Here is a 19,788-nt window from a genome sequence, read left to right on the forward strand (position 1 = left end):
GCCGCTGCGCGGCTGCTTCGCCCTGGAGTGACGAAGTTTGAGCAGTCGCATGAAAGCTCCCATTTCCATCCGGCGCGGCACGGTGGCCGCGGTGTTCATCGATCTCCAGGAGGAGCATCGCAAGGACAAGCGCTATCTGGTCGAAAACTTCGATAGCATCCTCGCCAACGTCCAGCGCCTGCAGGACGCGGCGCGGCGCAACTTCGTGCCGCTCCACCATTGGGCCTATATTGTCGATCTCGCCGAAGCGCGGCCGTTCCACCCGGTGGACGAAAGCGGCAAATCGGCCTTCTCCGACAAGGACGATCCGCTGACGGCGATCTGCCACGAGGTGGCGCCGCAAGACGATGAAACGATGCTGGTCAAGCAGGAGGCGAGCGCCTTCGGCAAGAACAATTTTGCCGACAAGCTCAAGGCATCGGGCATCGAATGGCTGGTCATTGCCGGCGTGTGGACCGAAGCCTGCATCGACGCCACGGTGAAGGACGCGGTGGCGCGCGGGTTTCGCGTGCTGCTGGTCAAGGATGCCTGCGGCAGCGCAAGTGCCGCCATGCACCAGACCGGCATCCTCAACCTTGCCAACCGACTCTATGGCGGCGCCGTCACCAACACGCTCGACGCCTGCCGGCTGATGGCGGGAGACACGGTGAGCGTCTGGCAGGTCGAGGGCTCGGTGCCGCTGCGCTTCACTTTCGAGAACGCGGCGCAACTCTACGCAGGGCTTTGACGGCGGTGGCCGGCGACCAGTCCGATCCGGCAAAGCGCGGCAAATATGCCGCCCTGCTCGATCCGGAGCTCTGGGACTATATCGACCAAATCAATAGCTGGTACCCGCCGGACATCGTGGCCGCCCCGATCGCCGAGCAGCGCGCGGTCTACGCCAAGATGTGCGTGGCGTTCCATCAGGGCCATCCAGAAGGCGTGACGACCAGCGACGGCCTCGTCGCAGCGGCGGCGCATGCAATCCCGGTGCGGCGCTACCGCATGGCGGACAAGGCGGCAGCGGCGATCGTCGTCTATTATCACGGCGGCGGCTTTGTGCTTGGCGATCTCGACAGCCACGATGACATCTGTGCCGAGATCTGCGCCGGCACCGGCTTCGACGTGGTCTCGACCGACTATCGGCTGGCGCCCGAACACCTGCATCCGGCTTCCTTCAACGACGCGCTGGCGGTGTTCGAATGGGTCGCCGCGACCAGCGCGCTGCCTATCGTACTCTGCGGCGAAAGCGCCGGCGGCAACCTTGCCGCGGCGGTGGCGCAGGCGACACGACATCATCCAAGGCACGCCATCGGCCAGGTGCTGATCTATCCCGAGTTGGGCGGCGACGAGACCGGCCGCTCCTATGTCGAGCACGCCGAAACGCCGCTGCTCACGCTCGCCGAGATCGAGTTCTATCGCCGTATCCGCTCGGCACCCGGCCAGCCGCCCGACGACCCGACCTTTTCGCCGCTCCGCGATCGCGATTTCTCCGGCCTGCCGCCGACGGTCATCGTGACCGCCGAATGCGATCCGCTGTCCTCTGACGGCGAGGCCTATCGCGACCGCATCCTCGCCGCCAGCGGCCGCGCCTGGTGGCGCGAGGAGCCGCGGCTGGTGCACAGTTTTCTGCGCGCCCGCCCCACGGTGCCGCGCGCGGCGGAGGCATTTGGGAGGATTATTGGCGACGTGGCGAGGCTGGGAGCCTGCGATGAGGCGCTAATCTCCCCCCAAGTGGGGGAGATGGCCGGCAGGCCAGAGGGGGGCGCGAAGGATCGCGCCCTGCGGAATCTTGATCGCCCCGAAAACTACCTGAGGAGGTAGCTCCGACCAACTGAGACGCCGGCGGGACAGCGCCCCCCTCTGCCCTGCCGGGCATCTCCCCCACAAGGGGGGAGATTGGCTGTACACCCTGCGGAACAGCGCACAAGAACTGCGGAAAACCAACCATTTCGCTGCGGAAAGCAGACCTATCATTCCCTCGCAGGCAACGGCGCCCCGGCGGTCGTATCCGCCCCCGCATCTGGCGACACCGCCCGCCCAACAACAGAGGGAACGACGATGAAATTCATGCTGACCGATAGAAAACTGCACCCGCGGGCGAAGCCGACCGCCGACGATTTCAGGACAGGCGCGATCAGCCGGCGCGAATATCTGGCGCTTATGGCCGGCCTGGGCGTCAGCGCCGCCGGCGCCCTGACGCTGGGCGGCCTTGCGCCCTCGCCCGCCCGCGCCGAGGAGCCGAAGCGCGGCGGCACACTGCGCGTGGCGATGAACGTCAAGGGGTTCAAGGATCCGCGCACTTTCGACGGCGTCGAGATGTCGAACGTCGCGCGCCACTGCAACGAATATCTGGTGCGCTGGAAAACCGACTTCACCTTCGAGCCGTGGCTGCTCGAAAGCTGGGAAACCAGCGACGACGCCAAGACGATCACGCTCCATGTGCGCAAGGGCATCACCTGGTCGAATGGCGACACTTTCAATGCCGACGACGTGATCCACAATCTCACCCGCTGGTGCGATGCATCGGTTGCCGGCAATTCGGTCGCGGCACGCATGGGCGCGCTGGTCAACGCCGACACCAAGAGGCCGATCGACGGCGGCATCGAGAAGGTCGACGACTACACCGTCAAGCTCAACCTGCCGAAGCCCGACATCTCGCTGATCGCCGGCATGGCCGACTATCCGGCGCTGATCATGCACCGCTCCTATGAGGGCGATGCCGATCCGAAGAAGGCCTTGGCGATCACCACCGGCCCTTGCGAGCTAGTCAGCTGGGACGCCGAGACCGGCGCCGAGGTGAAGCGCAAGGACAAGCCCTGGTGGAAGGGTGACTTCTACCTCGACGGCATCAAATGGGTCGACTACGGCTCCGATCCCAACGCCATGCTGTCGGCCTTCGAATCCGGCGAGATCGACACCGACCACGAGACCGCTTCGGATGCCGTGTCGCAGACCGAGCAGATGGGCCTCGAAAATTCGGAGATCGCCACCGGCTCGACCATCGTCGCGCGCTTCAATGTCGGCAACGCACCCTATGACGACGTCAATGTCCGCCGCGCCGCGCAGCTTGCCGTCGACAATGCGGCGGTGCTCAAGCTCGGCCTCGACGGCAGGGGCAAGCCCGCCGACAACCACCATGTCGGCCCGATGCATCCGGAATTCGCCGATATCGGCCCGGCCAAGCGCGACGTCGAGGCGGCGAAGAAGCTAATCTCCGAGTCCGGCAAAGCCGACCACGAATATGAGCTGATCTCGGTCGATGTCGAATGGCAAAAGAGCACCGCCGACGCGATTGCGGCGCAAATCCGCGAGGCCGGCCTCAAGATCAAGCGCACCGTGCTGCCGGCCGCGACCTTCTGGAACGACTGGAGCAAGTTCCCCTACTCCTGCACCGAATGGCTGGGACGCCCGCTCGGCGTCCAGGTGCTGGCGCTCGCCTATAAATCGGGCGCGGCCTGGAACGAAAGCGCCTATTCGAACAAGGAGTTCGACGAGCTTCTCGACAAGGCGCTGGCAACGCCCGACGCCGCCCAGCGCAAGGAGATCATGGCCAAGATCGAGCAGAACCTGCGCGACTCCGGCGTCATCATCCAGCCCTACTGGCGCTCGGTCTACCGCACCTACCGCAAGGGCGTGCAGGGCTGCGTGCAGCACCAGGCGCTCGAGCAGCATTTCGAGACGGTCTGGCTGGAGTCCTGATCCTCCCGGGACTGAGACGGCCGGCGCGGTCAGTGAATTGCGGCGGCCGTTTGCTGTTTGCCTTCATGCAGCTCAGGATTGGTCGGGACCTCGTCCCACCGACATCCGCTCGATGATCGTCGTCGGCAGGACGATCCTTTCGGCCGGCCGGTCATCGCCCTTCAGGCGGCGGATCAACAGCTCCGCCACGGATTTTCCGAGCGCATAGACCGGCTGGTCGATGACAGTGATGGGCGGCGTGGTCACGCTCGTCCAGTCGGCATCGTGGAAGGTGATCAGCGATATGTCGCTCGGAATGCTGAGCTCGCATTCGCGGATCGCCTTGAACAGATCGAGCGCCACAACGCTGTCGGAGGCCAGGATCGCCGTCGGCCTATCCGCACTTCGGAGCAGTTGCAGGAGCATGGCGTGCGCGCTCTGCGATCGCCCGCTGCCGAAATGGATGTTGCGCTCCGCTCTCTCGATGCCGGCTTCGCGGCAGGCGTCGAGGAAGCCGAGGATGCGCTCGCGCACCGTGGAAGTGTTGATCCTCGACTCTGCACCGCGAAAATCTCCGGACAATAGAGCGGCGGTGACATAGGCGATCCTGCGGTGCCCGGCTTGCGTCAGCATGCGCGCGGCGCGCAGGGCCGCGTTGCGGTCATCGACCGTTACCGTGTCGACATCGAGTTCCGGCAGGGCGCGGTCGAGCAGCGCCAGGGGACAGGCAATCTCCTTGAGGTGAGCGATGTCTCCGGACTGTGCGGGCGTCACGATCAGGCCGTCGACCTGTTTTGCCATCAGAACCCGTATCGCGCTCTTCTCCGCTTCGACGTCCTCGCCTGAATTGGCCAGGATGACATTGATGCCGGACAGACGCGCCGCGTCGCTTATGCCGCGTACCGCGAGCGAGAAGAACGGGTTCTCGATGTCGCCGACGACGACGCCAATGCTGCCTGAACGGCCGGTGGTCATGCTGCGTGCCAGTTCGTTCGGCCGGTAGTCGAGCGCCTTCGCTGCTTCGAGCACGGCGGCGCGCACCGTCTTGCTCACCCGGCCGTAGCCGCCAAGCACCCGCGCGGCGGTCGCCTTCGAAACCTTCGCCTCGCGGGCGACGTCGCTGACTGTGACGGAGGGAGCCTTGGATGGGCGCTTCATTGTGGAAAAGTCGCTTTCAAATTCGTTTGACGGATCGTCGTTCCCGTGCCTACAAATGTCAAGAGACCGGTCTCATTTGTATTTGAGACCGGTCTCACAAGAAAAAGAACGCCCGGAGGCGTCAGATCGCAGGCCGTATCGAAATTGTTCGCTGCGCCCCCCCGCACGGACCGATCTTCAGAGTGGAGAACAACCATGAGCATCAGAGGTCTTTTCACATCGAGCCGGCGGCAGCGCATCGGCTCAATCTTCTTCGCCATCGCATTGGCTGCCCTGTCCCTGCCCAAGGCATGGGCGGCGGACAATCCGTACAATCTCATCGATGCCAAGACGATCAGCGTCGGCACGATGGGCGACGCCAAGCCCTATGCCTTCACCACGGCGGACGGCAAGTTCACCGGCTTCGATCTCGAATTCTTCCTGAATGTGGTGAACCGGATGGGCTTCAAGCCGGACCAGGTGACCTTCACCGGCCAGGAATTCTCGGCGCTGATGCCGTCGGTCGCCAACCAGCGCTTCGACGTCGCGGTCGCGGCAATAGGAACGACGGAGCAGCGCAAGAAGACGGTCGATTTCTCCGACGGCTATCTCGCCGGCTACCTGTCGGTGCTGACGTCCGATCCAAAGGTCACCTCGCCGGAAGGTCTCGCCGGCAAGCGCCTCGGCGTGGTCCAGGGCACGCTGCAGGAGATTTATGCCAGCAAGAACTTCAAGAACACCGACCTGGTCAAGTTCCCGGACAACAACTCGGCAATCGCCGCGCTCAACAACGGAACGGTCGATGGGCACTTCCTCGACTATGAGGCGGCTAAACAATATGGCGAGCGCTATCCGGCCTTGAAGATCGCCATCAACATCCCGTCCTTCGACGCTCCCGCGGGCTTCGTCGTGCGCAAGGGTAACGACACTTTCCGCGAAGCGCTCAACAAGGGCATTCACGAAGCCATGCAGGACGGCACCTGGCGCGACCTCTACCAGAAATGGTTCCCCGGATCGCCGATGCCGGAGCAATATCTCCCCAAGAAGAACTGAGCCGCGCTCGGCCGCCGGCGCGAATGCCGGCGGCTCCTTCTGGCAGGTTGTGAAAGATCGCGCGGCGGTGCCGCGCGTGCGAGGCAGGTTGACGGGATGGATTGGTTAGAAAATCTTCAGCGCAGCTTCTTCGACTGGGACGCGATGGCATCGGTGCTGCCGGCGCTGCTCGCGGTCGGACTGAAGAACACCCTGATCCTTGCCGCGGCATCGACGGTGCTCGGTATCCTTATCGGCATGGTGCTTGCCGTGATGGGCATCTCGCGCTCCGCCTGGCTGCGCGTCCCGGCGCGCATCTACACCGACATCTTTCGAGGACTGCCGGCGATCCTCACCATTCTCCTGATCGGGCAAGGCTTCGCCCGCATCGGCCGCGAGATCTTCGGGCCCTCCCCTTACCCGCTCGGGATCGTGGCACTCAGCCTGATTGCCGGCGCCTATATCGGCGAGATTTTCCGCTCTGGCATCCAGAGCGTCGAAAGCGGCCAGATGGAAGCCTGCCGCGCGCTCAGCATGAGCTATGGCCAGGGCATGCGGCTGATCGTGATCCCGCAGGGCGTGCGCCGCGTGCTGCCCGCGCTGGTCAACCAGTTCATCGGCAACGTCAAGGATTCCAGCCTTGTCTACTTCCTCGGCCTGCTCGCCTCCGAGCGCGAGATATTCCGCATCGGCCAGGACCAGGCGGTGGTCACCGGCAATCTGTCGCCGCTGCTTTTGGCCGGCATGTTCTATCTCATCATCACCGTGCCGCTGACCCATGTCGTCAATTACATCGACAACCGCCTGCGGCTCGGCAAGCAGAAGCCTGGTGGCGTCGTCAGCGGCCTCGTCGAGGTCGGCGAGTTGAAGAGTACAGCGAGCAAGGCCTCAAGCGAGGCAGCACAGCCTGCCATCAAGGCCGGCAGCCTCGAGGTGCGCGATCTCGACATGGCCTATGGCGAGCTGCAGGTGCTGAGAAAGATCCGTCTCAAGGTCGAGCCGGGAACGGTCACTTGCGTCATCGGCCCGTCGGGCTCCGGCAAATCGACGCTGCTGCGCTGCCTCAACCGGCTGGTCGAACCCAAGGCCGGCGACGTGCTGCTCGATGGCGAGAGCATCCTGGCGATCAAGCCGGAGACGCTGCGCCGGCAGGTCGGCATGGTCTTCCAGCATTTCAACCTGTTCCCCAACCATACGGCGATCGAGAACGTCATGCTGGCGCTGACCAGGATCAAGGGCATGTCGGGAAGCAAGGCTCGGCGCCTTGCCGAAGCGCGCCTCGCGGAAGTTGGCCTTGCCGCGCGCGCGGACTACCGGCCGAGCCGCCTTTCGGGAGGCCAGCAGCAGCGCGTGGCGATCGCCCGCGCACTTGCGATGGACCCCGAGGTCATCCTGTTCGACGAGGTGACGAGCGCGCTCGACCCCGAACTCGTCAAGGGCGTGCTGAACCTCATGGCTGATCTCGGCCGCCGCGGCATGACGATGATCGTCGTCACCCATGAGATGGGCTTTGCCCGCAAGGTGGCTGACCAGGTCGCCTTCATGGACGAGGGCCGCATCGTCGAGGTCGGCCCGCCGGCGGAGATCTTCGACAGGCCGAAGAGCCCCCGGCTCAAGCAATTCCTCGCCGAGGTGCTGTGAACAATGCCGCAGCGCCGGCCAGGCTCGGCGCGCTCCCCGAAAAACCAACCGTCCGATCATCGAAAGCTGTATTCATGACTGATAAATCCGCCCTCAAGGTCGTCGTCATCGGCGGCGGCATCTTCGGCGTCTCCACGGCCGTCCATCTCGCGCGGCTTGGCGTGAAGACGACGATCGTCACGGACGGCCCGATCGCCAACGGCGCATCGTCACGCTCGCTTGCCTGGCTCAACTCGGCGCGAAAGCGCTCGGCGGCGTATCACAAGCTCCGCATGGAGGGTCTTGCCCGCTACCACGCATTCGCGGCTAACCATGACTGCGGCGCCTGGCTGCGCCTCGACGGCGGGCTCACCTGGGACGCCGACGACGCTTCCAACCAGATCAAGCAAATCTTCCGTCACGAACAGGCGATCGGCTATCAAACGCGGTTACTCGCGCCCGGCGATATCGCCGCCGTCACGCCGGGTGTCGACGCCGGCGCCGTGTCGCCTCAGGGCGCCATCTTCAATGCCGGCGAAGGCTGGGTCGATCTGCCTTCGTTGATCGGCCTGCTGCTGACGGAGCTTCGCGAACGCGGCGGCCGGCTGGTCACCGACGCCGGCGCCGCCGACGTCACCCTCGCCAATGGCCGCGTCAGCGGCGTGAAGACGACTTCTGGCCTGGTGATCGATGCAGACGCCGTCGTGGTTGCGACGGGTCCGGCAGTGCCGGGCATGGCTGCGAAGGTCGGCAAGCGCATCGGCGACGGCACGACGCGCGCGCTGCTCGTCTTCAGCAAACCGGTCCGGCATCCGCTGCGCGCCGTGCTCAACACGCCGCGCGTCGCTATCCGGCCGACGCCGAACGGCGCCTTCGCGCTCGACTCGGCCTGGTCCGAAGACGAAGTCATCCTGCGCGCCGACGGCACCTACGAGGCAAAGCCGTCGACGATCGCCGGGCTGCTCAATGAAGCCTCGAAGGTGCTTGCTGGCAACCCGTCACTCGCACTGGAGAGCCATCACATGGGGCCGAAACCAATTCCGGCGGACGGCGAGCCGGTGATCGGGCAGCTGACCGGCATTCCCGGCTATCACGTCGTCTTCAGCCACAGCGGCGCGACGCTTGGCCTCGTCGCGGGCGAATCGCTGGCCGGCGAGATCGTCAGCGGCACGCCCAGTCCGTTGCTCGAACCTTTTCGCCCCTCGCGGTTCGACTAAAGATGCCGCTGCCGGCCGCGACCCACTGGAACAATTTTAGCAAATTCGCTGCTGCTGCACCGAATAGCTCGGCGTCTGCCCGGTCACCCGCTTGTCGATATGAGGTAGCGGCTGTTCACCATCAATAAAGCCGGTGCGCTTGTCTTGACACGGCACTAGCGCATCTGTCTGTTGATTCAGTCCGTCGCCCAGCGCCGAAGATTTGTGTCAATGGAGGGAAAATCCGATGCGCGCCCGTTGGGCTTTCTTCCTTGCACCCATTATTCCGGCGATCCTGCCCGGCTACAATTGGCATACCCACCACCCCGAGACGGCGCCGCTGTCGGGCTTCCTATTTATATGCCTTGCTTTCTATTTTCTGGAGGCATTAATCGGAATACCTGCCTTCTACATTCTCACCCGGCGGCGCTGGCGGCATTTTTGGGTATACACCACCGTTGGCTTTCTGGCGGTTTTCGTTCCACTATTTGTCCTCGGCCTTGTTCGGTGGCATGTGCCGTACGGCACAGTTTTATATTTGTGTACGTTGGCAGGAATCTTCGGCGGCGCCACAGGCCTGATTTTCTGGCTCTTGGTGCGCCCAGACAAAGACCCTATAGAGCAGCTTGCGTCGCACTTTACCTAGGTCGATTTAGTTTCGCGGGCGCCCACGATGGATCACTTCGATCTCGGCACCTACCGGCGCCCCATCTCCACATCTTCGGCCGAGACGCAGCGCTGGTTCGATATCGGGCTGAACTGGTGCTACGGCTTCAACCACGAGGAAGGAATAAAATGCTTCGAGAAGGCGCTGGAGACCGATCCCGACTGCGCGTTCGTGCATTGGGGCATCGCCTATGCCGCCGGACCTTTCTACAACCTGACCTGGAAGGAGCACGGCAAGGATGAGGCCAACCGCGCCGCCAAGCGCTGCTTCGACCATGTGCAGCTGGCGCGCTCGAAAGCGGCCGCCGCCAGCCCCGTCGAACGTCGGCTGATCGAGGCGCTCAGCGCCCGCTTCCAGCAACCGCATGCAGTAAGTACCGCGGAATTCGAAAAATGGGACGACGCCTATGCGGTGGCGATGCGTCAGGTCTATAGCGAGTTCCCCGACGACCATGACGTGATGTCGCTGTCCGTCGAGGCGCTGATGATGCGCACGGTCAGGCGGCTATGGAACCTCAAGACCGGCGAGCCGGCGCCGAATTCCGATGTGCTGGAGGCGCTCGAAATCTGCGAGCGTTCGATCCGGCTCTCGGACGAGGCAGACGCTACGCCGCATCCGGCGATCCTGCATCTCCACATCCACCTGCTCGAAATGTCGACACAGCCGGAGCGCGGCATGCGCTCGGCCAACCTCCTCGGCACGATATGCCCGGACGCCGGCCACATGAACCACATGCCCGGGCACATTCATGTTCTCTGCGGCGAATACGAGAAAGCGAAACTCGCCAGCGAGAAGGCGGTGCGCGCCAACGACCTTTACCTCGCCTATGCCGGCGAGACGACCTATTACCTGCTCGGCTGCTGCCACGACCTGCACCTGATGATGTTCACCTGCATGTTTTTGGGCCAATACCGCCCGGCGCTGTGGGCGGCGGACAAGGTGCGCAGCCTGGTGACGCGCGATGTCGTCAGCATTCCGGACCGGCCGAAGCTGACGCAAACCGTCGAGGGCTACTACGCGATGCGATCGCATGTTCAGGTGCGCTTCGGACGCTGGCGCGAGATCATCGACGAGCCGATGGTGAGCGAGCCCGGGCTCTATGTGCTGACCACGGCTATGCAGCATTACGCCAAGGGCGTGGCCCACGCGACGCTGCGTGAATTTGCGAGCGCTGAGCGCGAGCGCGATCTATTCAGCCGGCATGTCGAGACTATCCCGCCCGAGCGGCGTTTCCTCAGCAACGCGACACGGGCCTCGCTCGCCGTCGGCGCTGCACTGCTCGACGGTGAGCTTGCCTACCACCAGGGACGGCACGACCAGGCCTACGAGCACCTGTGGCAAGCAGTCGAGCTCGACGACAATCTCTCCTACACCGAACCGTGGGCGTGGATGCATCCGCCGCGCCACGCGCTGGCAGCACTTCTGCTCGACCAGGGCCACGCAACGGGGGCCGAGCAGGTCTATCGCGACGATCTGGGCATGAGCGGCGCCGTGCAGCGCTGTGCCCAGCATCCCGACAATGTCTGGGCGTTGCACGGGCTGGTGGAATGCCTGAGGCGGCGCGGCGAGACGGAGGAGTTGCCGGGCTTGCAGGCGAAGCTTGAGGTGGCGATTGCCAAGGCGGATGTGGCGATCACTTCGTCCTGCCTGTGCCGGACGAGCGTGCCGGCAGGGCACGGCTGCTGTCACTGACGCAGCTGACCGCCGCCCTCATCGGTGGACGGCGGCGATCGCTTCGCTACGAGAAAATCTCCGCCAATTCGTCGGCGCCAGGCCCCTCCTTGACCCGGCGCAGTTCGGCATAGGTCGTTGCGAGCACGATTGAAAGCACCGTCCAGACGATCGCTGACACCATCGCCCCTTGGAATGTGAGCAAGACCATTGCCAACGGCGAAAGGCTTTCGAGCGATAGCAAGGCAAGCCCAAACGCAGTGGCAAGCCGCAGGGCTAGCAGCAGTCCAACGACGACAACCGAGACCAAGCCGAAAATCCACCAACGATACCCTTTGGTCAACGCTTGGCTGCGCGACATCGAAGCGGCCGTCCCCAACCCCTCCCCGACGGAAACAGGAACGGCAACGGAGATTCCCACTCCCCACACGACACACGGCGTCATCAAGAATAGGAACACTAGGCCCCCCGCTTGAGGAGAATTTGAAAGTTCAACTGCAGCCGACCCGGATCGCGCGAGAAAAAAGGCGAGATAAACCGCATAACCGATGCCCACCACCGGAAAAATGTGGCGGAGCGCGGTCTGAACGCATCTTGCAACCGAAGCACGATTGCCATTGGTATCGCCAACCGCAGCCTTAGACAAAACCGCCTGACCGAGAAGGTTTGGCGCTGCGCCGATCAACCCGGAAGCTAAGCTAAAACCCAAGTTGACCGACGTTGACCAGGGGCCGCCACCAGTCGCACCCAATTGAAATGCCAGCGTAGGCCAGTACCTGGAGGTTGCTAGATTGATCAGCGCCAGCGGCAAGGCGAAGAAAACCGTGCCAACTGCGATCGAGAAGATCGCGTTCCGCCGCAGGAAGGCGGCGGCATTGCCGATTACGTTACCCAGCCGGAATTTTTCACCTTCTCCCTGCGTTACCAACGACACAACTTGCACCTGCTAGGAGAAGATTTCCGCCAATTTGTCGACACTGGTGCCCTCCTTGACCCGGCGCAGCTCGACATAGCTGACAGCGCTGGCCGCGGACGACAGCACCAAGAAGGCCGCCCTCATCGTGGCCTCCGCCAACAGGCCGAACGTGACGTTCAAGGGAATGGCGACGCGGTTGATCACAAGGCCCGCCAACGCGCTCGCCACAATGAGGATCAGCCACAGTCCAAGCAGCGGCCAGCGACTTCCCTTGGTCAGGTCGCGGCTGCGCGCCATGCTGTCGAGAATGCCCCGTCTTTCCTGGATAAGGACAGGCAACGCGACCGCCCAGCGAAGCACAAGAAGAATGCCCGGCACGATCAGCAGGAGCAGCCCGATTATGATGCCAAGCGTCGCCAGCAATGAGACGCCGAGAATCGGGAACAACAGTGCAAGCGCCACACCGAAGTAATCCGCGAAAACCGGCTTTTCGCCATGCAAGTCCACGATCGTCGCACGGATGACGGACGTTTGCAGGACGGCGGTGACAAGGAGGTAGAGTGGCAGGCCCAACAGGACGATCGTCGCGTGCTCAGAGACAAATGCCTCGAACGACAAGCCGGCCGCGCCACTGTTAACGTACCAAAGCCAAGCGGCGAACCTCGGTAGGGCGTAGAATATCGCCCCCAGACCAACAAACGGGACCGGATTGCGGCCAATCACCGCAAAGCTGTCATGGAAGACCCGCCCGATTCGGAACCGATCGGGCGCACTGAGAGCAGTCGACGCCATGGTGGTCCTCTCCGGCAACGTCTCTTACGAGAAAATCTCCGCCAGTTCGTCGACGCTGGTGCCTTCCTTGACCTGGCGCAGTTCGACATAGCTGACGGCTGTCGCGGTGGACATGACAGTCGACATCACGGCGGAAACCACGGCGCCGACTACGGAACCGATAATGCCGGCGCCAAAGAGATAGACGAAGGTGCCAAGAACCGCTTGGATGACCATTGCCAGTATGAAAAGGATGACGAACAGACCGAAGAGCGACCAACGGTTGCCCTTGGCCAGCGCCCGGCTGCGCGACATCGAGCCGAAGACGCCGCGACGCTCCTGCACCAGAACGGGTACGGATACCGACCAGCCAAGCCACAGGATGATGCCGGGGACCAGCAGCGCCAAAGAGGCAATGCCGGCGCCGAGGGCGACCAAAATTCCGATACCGATCGTGGGCAAAAGGCACTGAAGGGCAATCTGAACGCTGTCGCCAAAGCCGGGTTTCTTGCCGTTCAAGTCTTCGATCGTTGCCCTGACCAAGGCCGACTGCAGCAGCAGCGACAAGATGAAATAGACAAGGACGAAGACGAGGGTGAAGAGCGAATCCCGGATCACGACACTCGGATCGGCCGCCGCGAGGTTGGAGGGATCGGTACCCGTCAGGTTGCTCATCCGGGCTTCGTTCCAGAGCTGAAAGAGCAATGTGGGCAGACCCGAGAACAAAAGCGCAAGCCCGACGCAAAGCCCGATGTTGCGCGTAATCACACCAAAAGTGGTGTTGAAAACCCTGCCGATCTCGAATCTGCCGGGTCGTCCCAATGTCGCAGTAGTCATGATAGTTTCCCCCGAGCCGCCGCATCCAATTTGGCAACTTCAAAGTAAATTTGCCAAGATTGATGGGCCGCGTCCAGTGCACTTGCAATTGTTCAGGCATATTGCCAGTGTCGGGGCCGAACCGCAGGGGGGACGCGCGGGTGACAGTCGCACAGCCGGGCACGGCCGACGCCGAATGGCTGGCCAAGATGCACAAGCAGCTGCTGGCGGACGATTCTATCCAGTTTGACCTGCCGGCGCTGGTGCGGCCGGAGCCGCCGGAATGGTTGAAGCCTTTGCTGGAAGCCCTGGCGAAGATCGGCCCTTACATGATCTATTTGTTCTGGGGCGCGGTGATCACCGGCGTCGCGATCATCGTCTTCCTGCTCGTCCTTGAAGCGAAGGGTGTCGCCTGGCGGCTGCCGTGGCGTCGCGCGCGCAAGGAGGCCGAGGCGCAAGAGGAATGGCGCCCGGATGCCGGCGCGGCGCAGATCCTGCTCTCCGAGGCCGATGCGCTCGCCGCGCGCGGCGAGTATGACGAGGCGGTGCATCTCTTGCTTCGCCGCAGCGTCGCCGACATCGCCACCCGCCTGCCCGATTTCCTGCGCCCGTCGCTCACCGCGCGCGACATCGCTGCCGCGGGCTCGATCCCTGCCCGCCCCCGCACGGCCTTCAGCGAGATCGCGCGCATCGTCGAGGCCGCGCTGTTTGCCCGCCGGCCGGTCGGCGCCGAGGGCTGGCAGCAGGCGCGCGGCGCCTATGAGCGTTTCGCCTTCCGGGATGCCTGGGCATGAGCGCGGAGGCAGCCGAGGCGGCGCAAGAACCGTTCAGCCGCAGGACGCTGTTCTGGGGCATCTTCGCCAGCCTGCTGGCGGCCGCCGGGTTCTTTCTGCTCTCGACCTACGCCCCGGATTTCCGCCAGCCCGAAGGCGGCGGCACGCCGCTTTCTAAGGGCGGCACAGGCTATGCCGGGCTTGTCGAGTGGCTGAAGCTCACCAACGGCCAGGCGCCGCCGATGGCGCGCGGCGAGAAGGATCTGGAATCGCCCTTGGCATCCACCTTCCTGCTGATCGTCACCATCGCGCCGGAGAGTGACCCGGCGGTACTCGACCGCATCCTCAAGCTGCGCTCGGGCAAGGACACGCTGATCGTGCTGCCGAAGTGGGTCACCTTCCCGCAGCCCGGCCATGACGGCTGGGAGACGAAGGTCGAGCGGCTGCCGAACACAGTCGTCAACGACTGGCTCGGCCGCCTCGCCAAGGCGAAGCTTGGCGAAGGCAAGCCAACGGTCGATCGGATCGACGTCCAAGGCCGCAAGATTGCGGTGCCCGATGAGCTGCAATGGGTGGCCGACGAACACCCTCTGATCGCGGCGGGCGACGGCAAGGCCATCCTCACCGAGCTCGACAATGAGCCGTTCTATATCCTGACCGATCCCGATCTCATCAACAACGCGGCGCTGAAGGACCCGCAAAAGGCCGCCGCAGCGCTCGACATGATCGCCATGCTGGAGCCTGCGAAAGGCGCGGTGATGTTCGACCTGACGCTGCACGGCGTCGGGCAAGGATATGATCTCGCCAAGCTGTTGGTCGAGCCGCCCTTCCTGGCGCTGACGCTGTCGGTGCTGACGGCGGCCGCACTTGCCTTCCTGCATGGGCTCGGCCGGTTCGGGCCGCCGCGCACCGAGACCCGCGCCATCGCCTTCGGCAAGCGAGCGCTGGTGGACACCACGGCGATGCTGTTGAAGCGCGCCGGCCGGCTGCAAGAACTCGGCGACCGTTACGCGGCGCTTATGCGCCAGCGCGCCGCCGCCTTGCTCGGCGCGCCGCACGGGCTGCAGGGCGAGGCGCTCGACCGGTGGCTCGATTCCCGTGACAAGGGTGAAACGCACGGCTTCACCGCGCGCTTCAAGGCTGCGAACGATTCCAATAGTTTGGCCGGAATGCATGAAGCAGCGGAGAAGCTGCATGACTGGACGGCAAGGAGGCTCGGTGAACGTCGATGAAGTGAAGGCCCTGGCGACCGCGATCAGGGAAGAAGTGGCGAAAGCGATCACCGGTCAGCGCGACACGGTCGATCTTATGCTGACGGCGCTGTTCGCCGGCGGGCATATCCTGCTCGAAGGGCCGCCAGGCACGGCCAAGACCATGACGGCGCGCTGCTTCGCGCAGGCGCTCGGCGTCGCCTATGGGCGCATCCAGTTCACGCCCGACCTGATGCCCGGCGATATCGTCGGCTCCAACATCTACAATTTCCAGACCGGCCAGTTCACGCTGACGCGCGGCCCGATCTTTTGCGACCTTTTGCTCGCCGACGAGATCAACCGCACGCCGCCGAAGACGCAGGCCGCCCTTCTCGAAGCCATGCAGGAGCACGCCGTCACCTTCGACGGCACGACGCACTCGCTCGGCCGCAATTTCATGGTGGTGGCGACGCAGAATCCGATCGAGCACCAGGGCGTCTATCCGCTGCCCGAGGCGCAGCTCGACCGCTTCCTGTTCAAGCATCGGGTGAGCTACCCGGATGCGCAAGAGGAACGCGCCATCATAGTCCATCATGGCGGGTCCGCCTCGCACGACATCAAGCAGTACGGCATCAAGGCGCAGACCGACCGCAAGACGCTCGAGGCGGCGCTGGCCACGGTCGGCGACGTCACGCTGGTTGACGATGTCGTCGGCTATATCGCTGCGCTGGTGCGCGGGACGCGCGAAAGCCCGGACCTGGAGGTGGGCGCCAGCCCTCGCGCCGGCGCCATGCTGGCCAGGGCGGCGCGCGCACGGGCCGCGCTCGACGGCCGCAACTATGTCATCCCCGACGACGTCAAGGCGCTGGCGGTGCCGGCACTGCGCCACCGCGTCATCCTTTCGCCGGCAGCGCAGATTGACGGGCGCCTGGTCGAGCAGATCGTTTCCGACCTCGTCGACCAGACGGAAGCGCCGCGTTGATCTATCCGAGCGGCAGAGCGGTCTGGGCAGCGGCGGCGGGGGCGATCCCCGCCTTCCTGATCGCGCTCGCGCTGCCCTCTGTCTGGTATCTCGGCCTGTTGTGGATCTGCGCGGTGCTTGCCTTCCTGGCGGTCGACGCCGCGGCCGGGCGCGGGCGCGCCTCGCTGAGTGCCACGCTCACTGCGCCGCCGCAGGTCGGCGTCGGCGGGCGTTTCACGCTGCACATCGCCGCCGGTGTCGGCGCAAAGCCGCGCCGGCTGCAGGCGCGCGTCGGGCATGACCAGCGGCTGGCGCCGGTCAACGGCACCGGCGGCGCCTTGCCCGCGAATGGCGGCACGCTCGACCTCGAATTCGACGCCGTTCGGCGCGGCATCGCCGGTTTCGACCGGCTGTGGCTGCGCTGGCAGGGGCCGTTCGGGCTGGTCTGGAACCAGGTTGTGCTGCCGGTGGACCGGAAAGTTGCGGTGCTGCCCGATGTCAGCCGCGCGCGCGACGAGGCGATCACGCTGCTGCAGCGCTCAGCCCTTGCCGACGGCCATGCGCAGAAGCGCGCCGGCCAGGGCCGTGAGTTCGAGGCGTTGAAGGACTACCAGCCCGGTATGGGCCGGCGCATGATCGACTGGAAGCGCAGCGCCCGCCACGGCAAGCTTCTGGCGCGCGAGTTCCGCATCGAGGAGAACAACAACATCGTTTTAGCCATCGATAGCGGCCGCCTGATGTGCGAGCCGGTCGATGGCGTGCCGAAAGTAGACCGCGCCGTGACGGCGGCACTTCTGTCGGCCTTCATCGCGCTGAAGGGCGGCGACCTCGTTAGCCTGTTCTCCTTCGACGCTAGGCCGCGCGTCTCGAGCGGTGCCGTGCGCGGCTCGCCGAGCTTCACCATGATCCAGAAGCGCGCGGCCGAGATCGACTATTCGACCGAGGAGACCAATTTCACGCTGGCGCTGACCACGCTGTCGGCAAAGCTCGACCGGCGCTCGCTGGTCATCATCTTCACCGATTTCGTCGACCCGATCAGCGCCGAATTGATGTTGCGTACTGTCGGCCGGCTGACCGAGCGGCACCTGGTGCTGTTCATGCTGATGAAGGACGTCGAGCTTGAGACTTTGGCCGACATGGCGCCGGCGACGCCGGAAGATGTCGCCCGCGCCGTCACTGCCGGCGACCTGCTCAAGCAGCGGCAGGTGGTCATCGGCAGGCTCAGGCTGCTCGGCGCGCATGTCATCGAGGCCGACCACCAGCGGCTCGGCCCGGCGCTGGTCGAGCGCTATATCCAGCTCAAGGAGGAAAACCTCTTATGACGCTGCCCGCCGGCACCGATGCGGTGCGCCAGTCACTTGCAAGCTTCCGCCAGGAGCGCGAGGCCGACTGGAAGGCGTTCGAGGCGCTGCTTGCCCGGGTCGAGAAGCGCGCGCCGCGCGCGCTGTCGGAAGACGAATTGCTGTCGCTGCCGCTGCTCTATCGCTCGGCGCTGTCCTCGCTCTCTGTGGCGCGCGCGACCTCGCTCGACAGCGCGCTGATCGCCTATCTCGAGGCGCTCTGCCTGCGCGGCTATTTCTATCTCTACGGCGCGCGGCGGAGCTTGAGAACGCGGGTCGGCGACTTCTTCCTGCGCGATTGGCCGGCGGCGATCCGCGACCTGTGGCGCGAAGTGTGGGTGTCGGTGGCACTCACGGTGATCGGCGCCATAGCCGGCTACTGGCTGGTCGCCTCCGACAAGCGCTGGTACGACGCCATCATCGCGCCGAGCCTGGCCGGCGGGCGCAATCCGGATTCTTCCGCCGAGATGCTGCGCAGCGTGCTGTACGGCGATGGCGGCGGCCACTTCCTCTCGGGCTTCGCCGCCTATCTCTTCACCCACAACACGCAGGTCTCGATCCTGGCTTTCGCGCTGGGCTTCGCCTTCGCGGTGCCCAGCGTGCTGATTATCCTGATGAACGGTTGCATGCTCGGCGCCATCTTCCAGATCTATGCCGCCAAAGGGCTCGGCTTCGCGCTCGGCGGCTGGCTGTCGATCCACGGCACGACGGAGCTGTTCGCGATCGCTATCGCTGGCGCGGCCGGCATGCGCATCGGCACCAGCATCGCCTTTCCCGGCGAGTTGACACGAATGGCGGCGGCCGCCCGGGCCGGGCGTGTGGCTGCGACCGCCATGGTCGGCGTCGCGGTGATGCTGCTGTTTGCCGGCCTGCTCGAAGGCATCGGCCGGCAGACGATCACCAGCGACGTCGCTCGCTATTCGATCGGCGGCGGCATGCTGGCGCTCTGGATCTGTTATTTCTACCTGTTCCGGATGGTGCGGCATGGCAACGGCTAGGAATCCTGCCGCGCTCGTGCGCCCGCTGGTCACGCCGGAGGGCGTGGACCTGCGCGTGAAGCTGGCGGACGCCGGCACAAGGGCTTCGGGTTTCCTGCTCGATGTGGTGATCATCATCACCGCTGCGGTCGTCGTCAGCCTCGTCGCGATCTTCGGCCTAGGCGGGCTCGGCGTGCAGGACGCGGAGCCACTCTTCATCGTCTGGATCATCTTCATCTTCCTGTTGCGCAACGTCTATTTCATCGCCTTCGAGGCGGGCCGGCGGGCGGCGACGCCCGGCAAGCGGATGGTCGGCGTGCGCGTCGCCTCGCGCAGCGGCGCGGGCCTAACCCTCGATCAGGTGATCGCGCGCAATCTGATGCGCGAGATCGAGATCTTCCTGCCGCTGTCGATCCTCGCCGCGCGCGGCGGCGCCGGCGTCGCCGACACGCTGTCGACGATCTTCGGCCTGGTGTGGGCGCTGCTGTTTTCGCTGTTTCCGCTGTTCAACCGCGACCGGCTGAGAATCGGCGACCTGCTCGCCGGCACCTGGGTGGTCGAGGCGCCAAAGGTGGCGCTGGTCGAGGATCTGTCGCTGCGCAAGGACCCGGTAGCGGCCCGCTTCCAGTTCAGCGCAGCACAGCTCGACGCCTACGGCATCGCCGAGCTGCACAAGCTTGAAGAAGTGCTGCGCCGCGACGACTATTTTGCGATGAAAGCGGTGGCGGAGACGATCGGCCGCAAGATCGGCGCGAGGGTCGAACCGGTCGATTCAAAGGCTTTTCTCACGGCCTATTACGGCGAGTTGCGTGCGCATCTCGAGCGCAAGCTGCTGCTTGGGAACCGGAAGGCCGACAAGCACGCGCGTTAGCCAAGACCCTGCGATATGCTGGAAACGTCGGTGCTGCCCCTCATCCGCCTGCCGGCACCTTCTCCCCGTATAGTGACGGGGAGAAGGGGGATGGCCGCGACCTCGCCGCTTCTTCTGCAACGCTGGCGATCGGCGAAAGCGGCGATGACAACATCTTTCTCCCCGCCACTATACGGGGAGAAATGCCCGG

The 19,788-nt window shown here is 64.6% G+C and carries 18 protein-coding genes; 14 read left to right on the top strand and 4 right to left on the bottom strand.

The features are described from left to right. The first annotated feature begins 49 nt into the window (after positions 1-49). From AC4FWB_RS02810 to AC4FWB_RS02820, 3 genes are all read left to right on the top strand, one after another. Positions 50-727 (top strand): isochorismatase family protein, encoded by a 678-nt coding sequence (locus AC4FWB_RS02810; RefSeq protein WP_491024228.1) that lies wholly within the window; start codon positions 50-52, stop codon positions 725-727. Then, positions 724-1,803 (top strand): alpha/beta hydrolase, encoded by a 1,080-nt coding sequence (locus AC4FWB_RS02815; RefSeq protein ID WP_491024229.1) that lies wholly within the window; start codon positions 724-726, stop codon positions 1,801-1,803. Before AC4FWB_RS02810 ends, AC4FWB_RS02815 begins: the two co-directional genes overlap by 4 nt. 237 nt (positions 1,804-2,040) lie before the next feature. Next, complete coding sequence (locus AC4FWB_RS02820; RefSeq protein ID WP_491024230.1) at positions 2,041-3,681, top strand: ABC transporter substrate-binding protein; 1,641 nt, start codon at positions 2,041-2,043, stop codon at positions 3,679-3,681. Positions 3,682-3,753: 72 nt separating this feature from the next. On the opposite strand, the gene AC4FWB_RS02825 is transcribed toward AC4FWB_RS02820, so the two are convergent. After that, positions 3,754-4,818, bottom strand: a complete 1,065-nt coding sequence (locus AC4FWB_RS02825; protein ID WP_491024231.1) for a LacI family DNA-binding transcriptional regulator — start codon at positions 4,816-4,818, stop codon at positions 3,754-3,756. 195 nt (positions 4,819-5,013) lie between these two features. On the opposite strand from AC4FWB_RS02825, the gene AC4FWB_RS02830 reads away from it, so the two are divergent. The 5 genes from AC4FWB_RS02830 to AC4FWB_RS02850 all read left to right on the top strand — a co-directional run bounded on the left by AC4FWB_RS02830 (position 5,014) and on the right by AC4FWB_RS02850 (position 11,004). Then, positions 5,014-5,850 carry an ABC transporter substrate-binding protein gene (locus AC4FWB_RS02830; RefSeq protein WP_491024232.1) on the top strand — a complete coding sequence of 279 codons (837 nt, stop codon included), beginning with the start codon at positions 5,014-5,016 and terminating at the stop codon, positions 5,848-5,850. Between the two features lie 96 nt (positions 5,851-5,946). Next, positions 5,947-7,470 carry an amino acid ABC transporter permease/ATP-binding protein gene (locus tag AC4FWB_RS02835; RefSeq protein WP_491024233.1) on the top strand — a complete coding sequence of 508 codons (1,524 nt, stop codon included), beginning with the start codon at positions 5,947-5,949 and terminating at the stop codon, positions 7,468-7,470. Positions 7,471-7,544: 74 nt separating this feature from the next. Continuing rightward, on the top strand, positions 7,545-8,666 hold the full coding sequence (locus AC4FWB_RS02840) for an NAD(P)/FAD-dependent oxidoreductase (protein ID WP_491024234.1): 1,122 nt from the start codon (positions 7,545-7,547) through the stop codon (positions 8,664-8,666). A gap of 226 nt (positions 8,667-8,892) precedes the next feature. After that, positions 8,893-9,291 (top strand): hypothetical protein, encoded by a 399-nt coding sequence (locus tag AC4FWB_RS02845; RefSeq protein WP_491024235.1) that lies wholly within the window; start codon positions 8,893-8,895, stop codon positions 9,289-9,291. A 27-nt stretch (positions 9,292-9,318) separates the two neighbouring features. After that, on the top strand, positions 9,319-11,004 hold the full coding sequence (locus tag AC4FWB_RS02850; protein WP_491024236.1) for a hypothetical protein: 1,686 nt from the start codon (positions 9,319-9,321) through the stop codon (positions 11,002-11,004). Between the two features lie 46 nt (positions 11,005-11,050). Here AC4FWB_RS02850 and AC4FWB_RS02855 read toward each other — a convergent pair whose 3' ends face one another. The 3 genes from AC4FWB_RS02855 to AC4FWB_RS02865 are packed head-to-tail and all read right to left on the bottom strand — an operon-like array spanning position 11,051 to position 13,507. Next, positions 11,051-11,917, bottom strand: a complete 867-nt coding sequence (locus tag AC4FWB_RS02855; protein WP_491024237.1) for a hypothetical protein — start codon at positions 11,915-11,917, stop codon at positions 11,051-11,053. A 12-nt stretch (positions 11,918-11,929) separates the two neighbouring features. Continuing rightward, a complete protein-coding gene (locus AC4FWB_RS02860) occupies positions 11,930-12,691 on the bottom strand; it encodes a glycerophosphoryl diester phosphodiesterase membrane domain-containing protein (RefSeq protein ID WP_491024238.1) in 762 nt (253 codons plus the stop codon). A 24-nt stretch (positions 12,692-12,715) separates the two neighbouring features. Then, complete coding sequence (locus AC4FWB_RS02865; protein ID WP_491024239.1) at positions 12,716-13,507, bottom strand: DUF7847 domain-containing protein; 792 nt, start codon at positions 13,505-13,507, stop codon at positions 12,716-12,718. A gap of 140 nt (positions 13,508-13,647) precedes the next feature. Between AC4FWB_RS02865 and AC4FWB_RS02870 the strand changes: the two genes are divergently transcribed. The 6 genes from AC4FWB_RS02870 to AC4FWB_RS02895 are packed head-to-tail and all read left to right on the top strand — an operon-like array spanning position 13,648 to position 19,598. Further along, a complete protein-coding gene (locus tag AC4FWB_RS02870) occupies positions 13,648-14,280 on the top strand; it encodes a DUF4129 domain-containing protein (RefSeq protein ID WP_491024240.1) in 633 nt (210 codons plus the stop codon). Beyond that, complete coding sequence (locus AC4FWB_RS02875) at positions 14,277-15,491, top strand: DUF4350 domain-containing protein (protein WP_491024241.1); 1,215 nt, start codon at positions 14,277-14,279, stop codon at positions 15,489-15,491. The genes AC4FWB_RS02870 and AC4FWB_RS02875 overlap by 4 nt, the downstream gene beginning before the upstream one ends. After that, complete coding sequence (locus AC4FWB_RS02880; protein WP_491024242.1) at positions 15,478-16,431, top strand: AAA family ATPase; 954 nt, start codon at positions 15,478-15,480, stop codon at positions 16,429-16,431. Before AC4FWB_RS02875 ends, AC4FWB_RS02880 begins: the two co-directional genes overlap by 14 nt. After that, positions 16,428-17,732: a DUF58 domain-containing protein gene (locus AC4FWB_RS02885; protein WP_491024243.1), complete on the top strand. Its 1,305-nt coding sequence runs from the start codon at positions 16,428-16,430 to the stop codon at positions 17,730-17,732. Before AC4FWB_RS02880 ends, AC4FWB_RS02885 begins: the two co-directional genes overlap by 4 nt. Further along, positions 17,729-18,748 carry a stage II sporulation protein M gene (locus AC4FWB_RS02890; protein WP_491024244.1) on the top strand — a complete coding sequence of 340 codons (1,020 nt, stop codon included), beginning with the start codon at positions 17,729-17,731 and terminating at the stop codon, positions 18,746-18,748. The genes AC4FWB_RS02885 and AC4FWB_RS02890 overlap by 4 nt, the downstream gene beginning before the upstream one ends. Beyond that, entirely contained in the window at positions 18,735-19,598 is an 864-nt protein-coding gene (locus AC4FWB_RS02895) for an RDD family protein (RefSeq protein ID WP_491024245.1), read from the top strand. Before AC4FWB_RS02890 ends, AC4FWB_RS02895 begins: the two co-directional genes overlap by 14 nt. Positions 19,599-19,788: the final 190 nt, after the last annotated feature.

The organism is Mesorhizobium sp. LEGMi-168a (assembly GCF_058312955.1).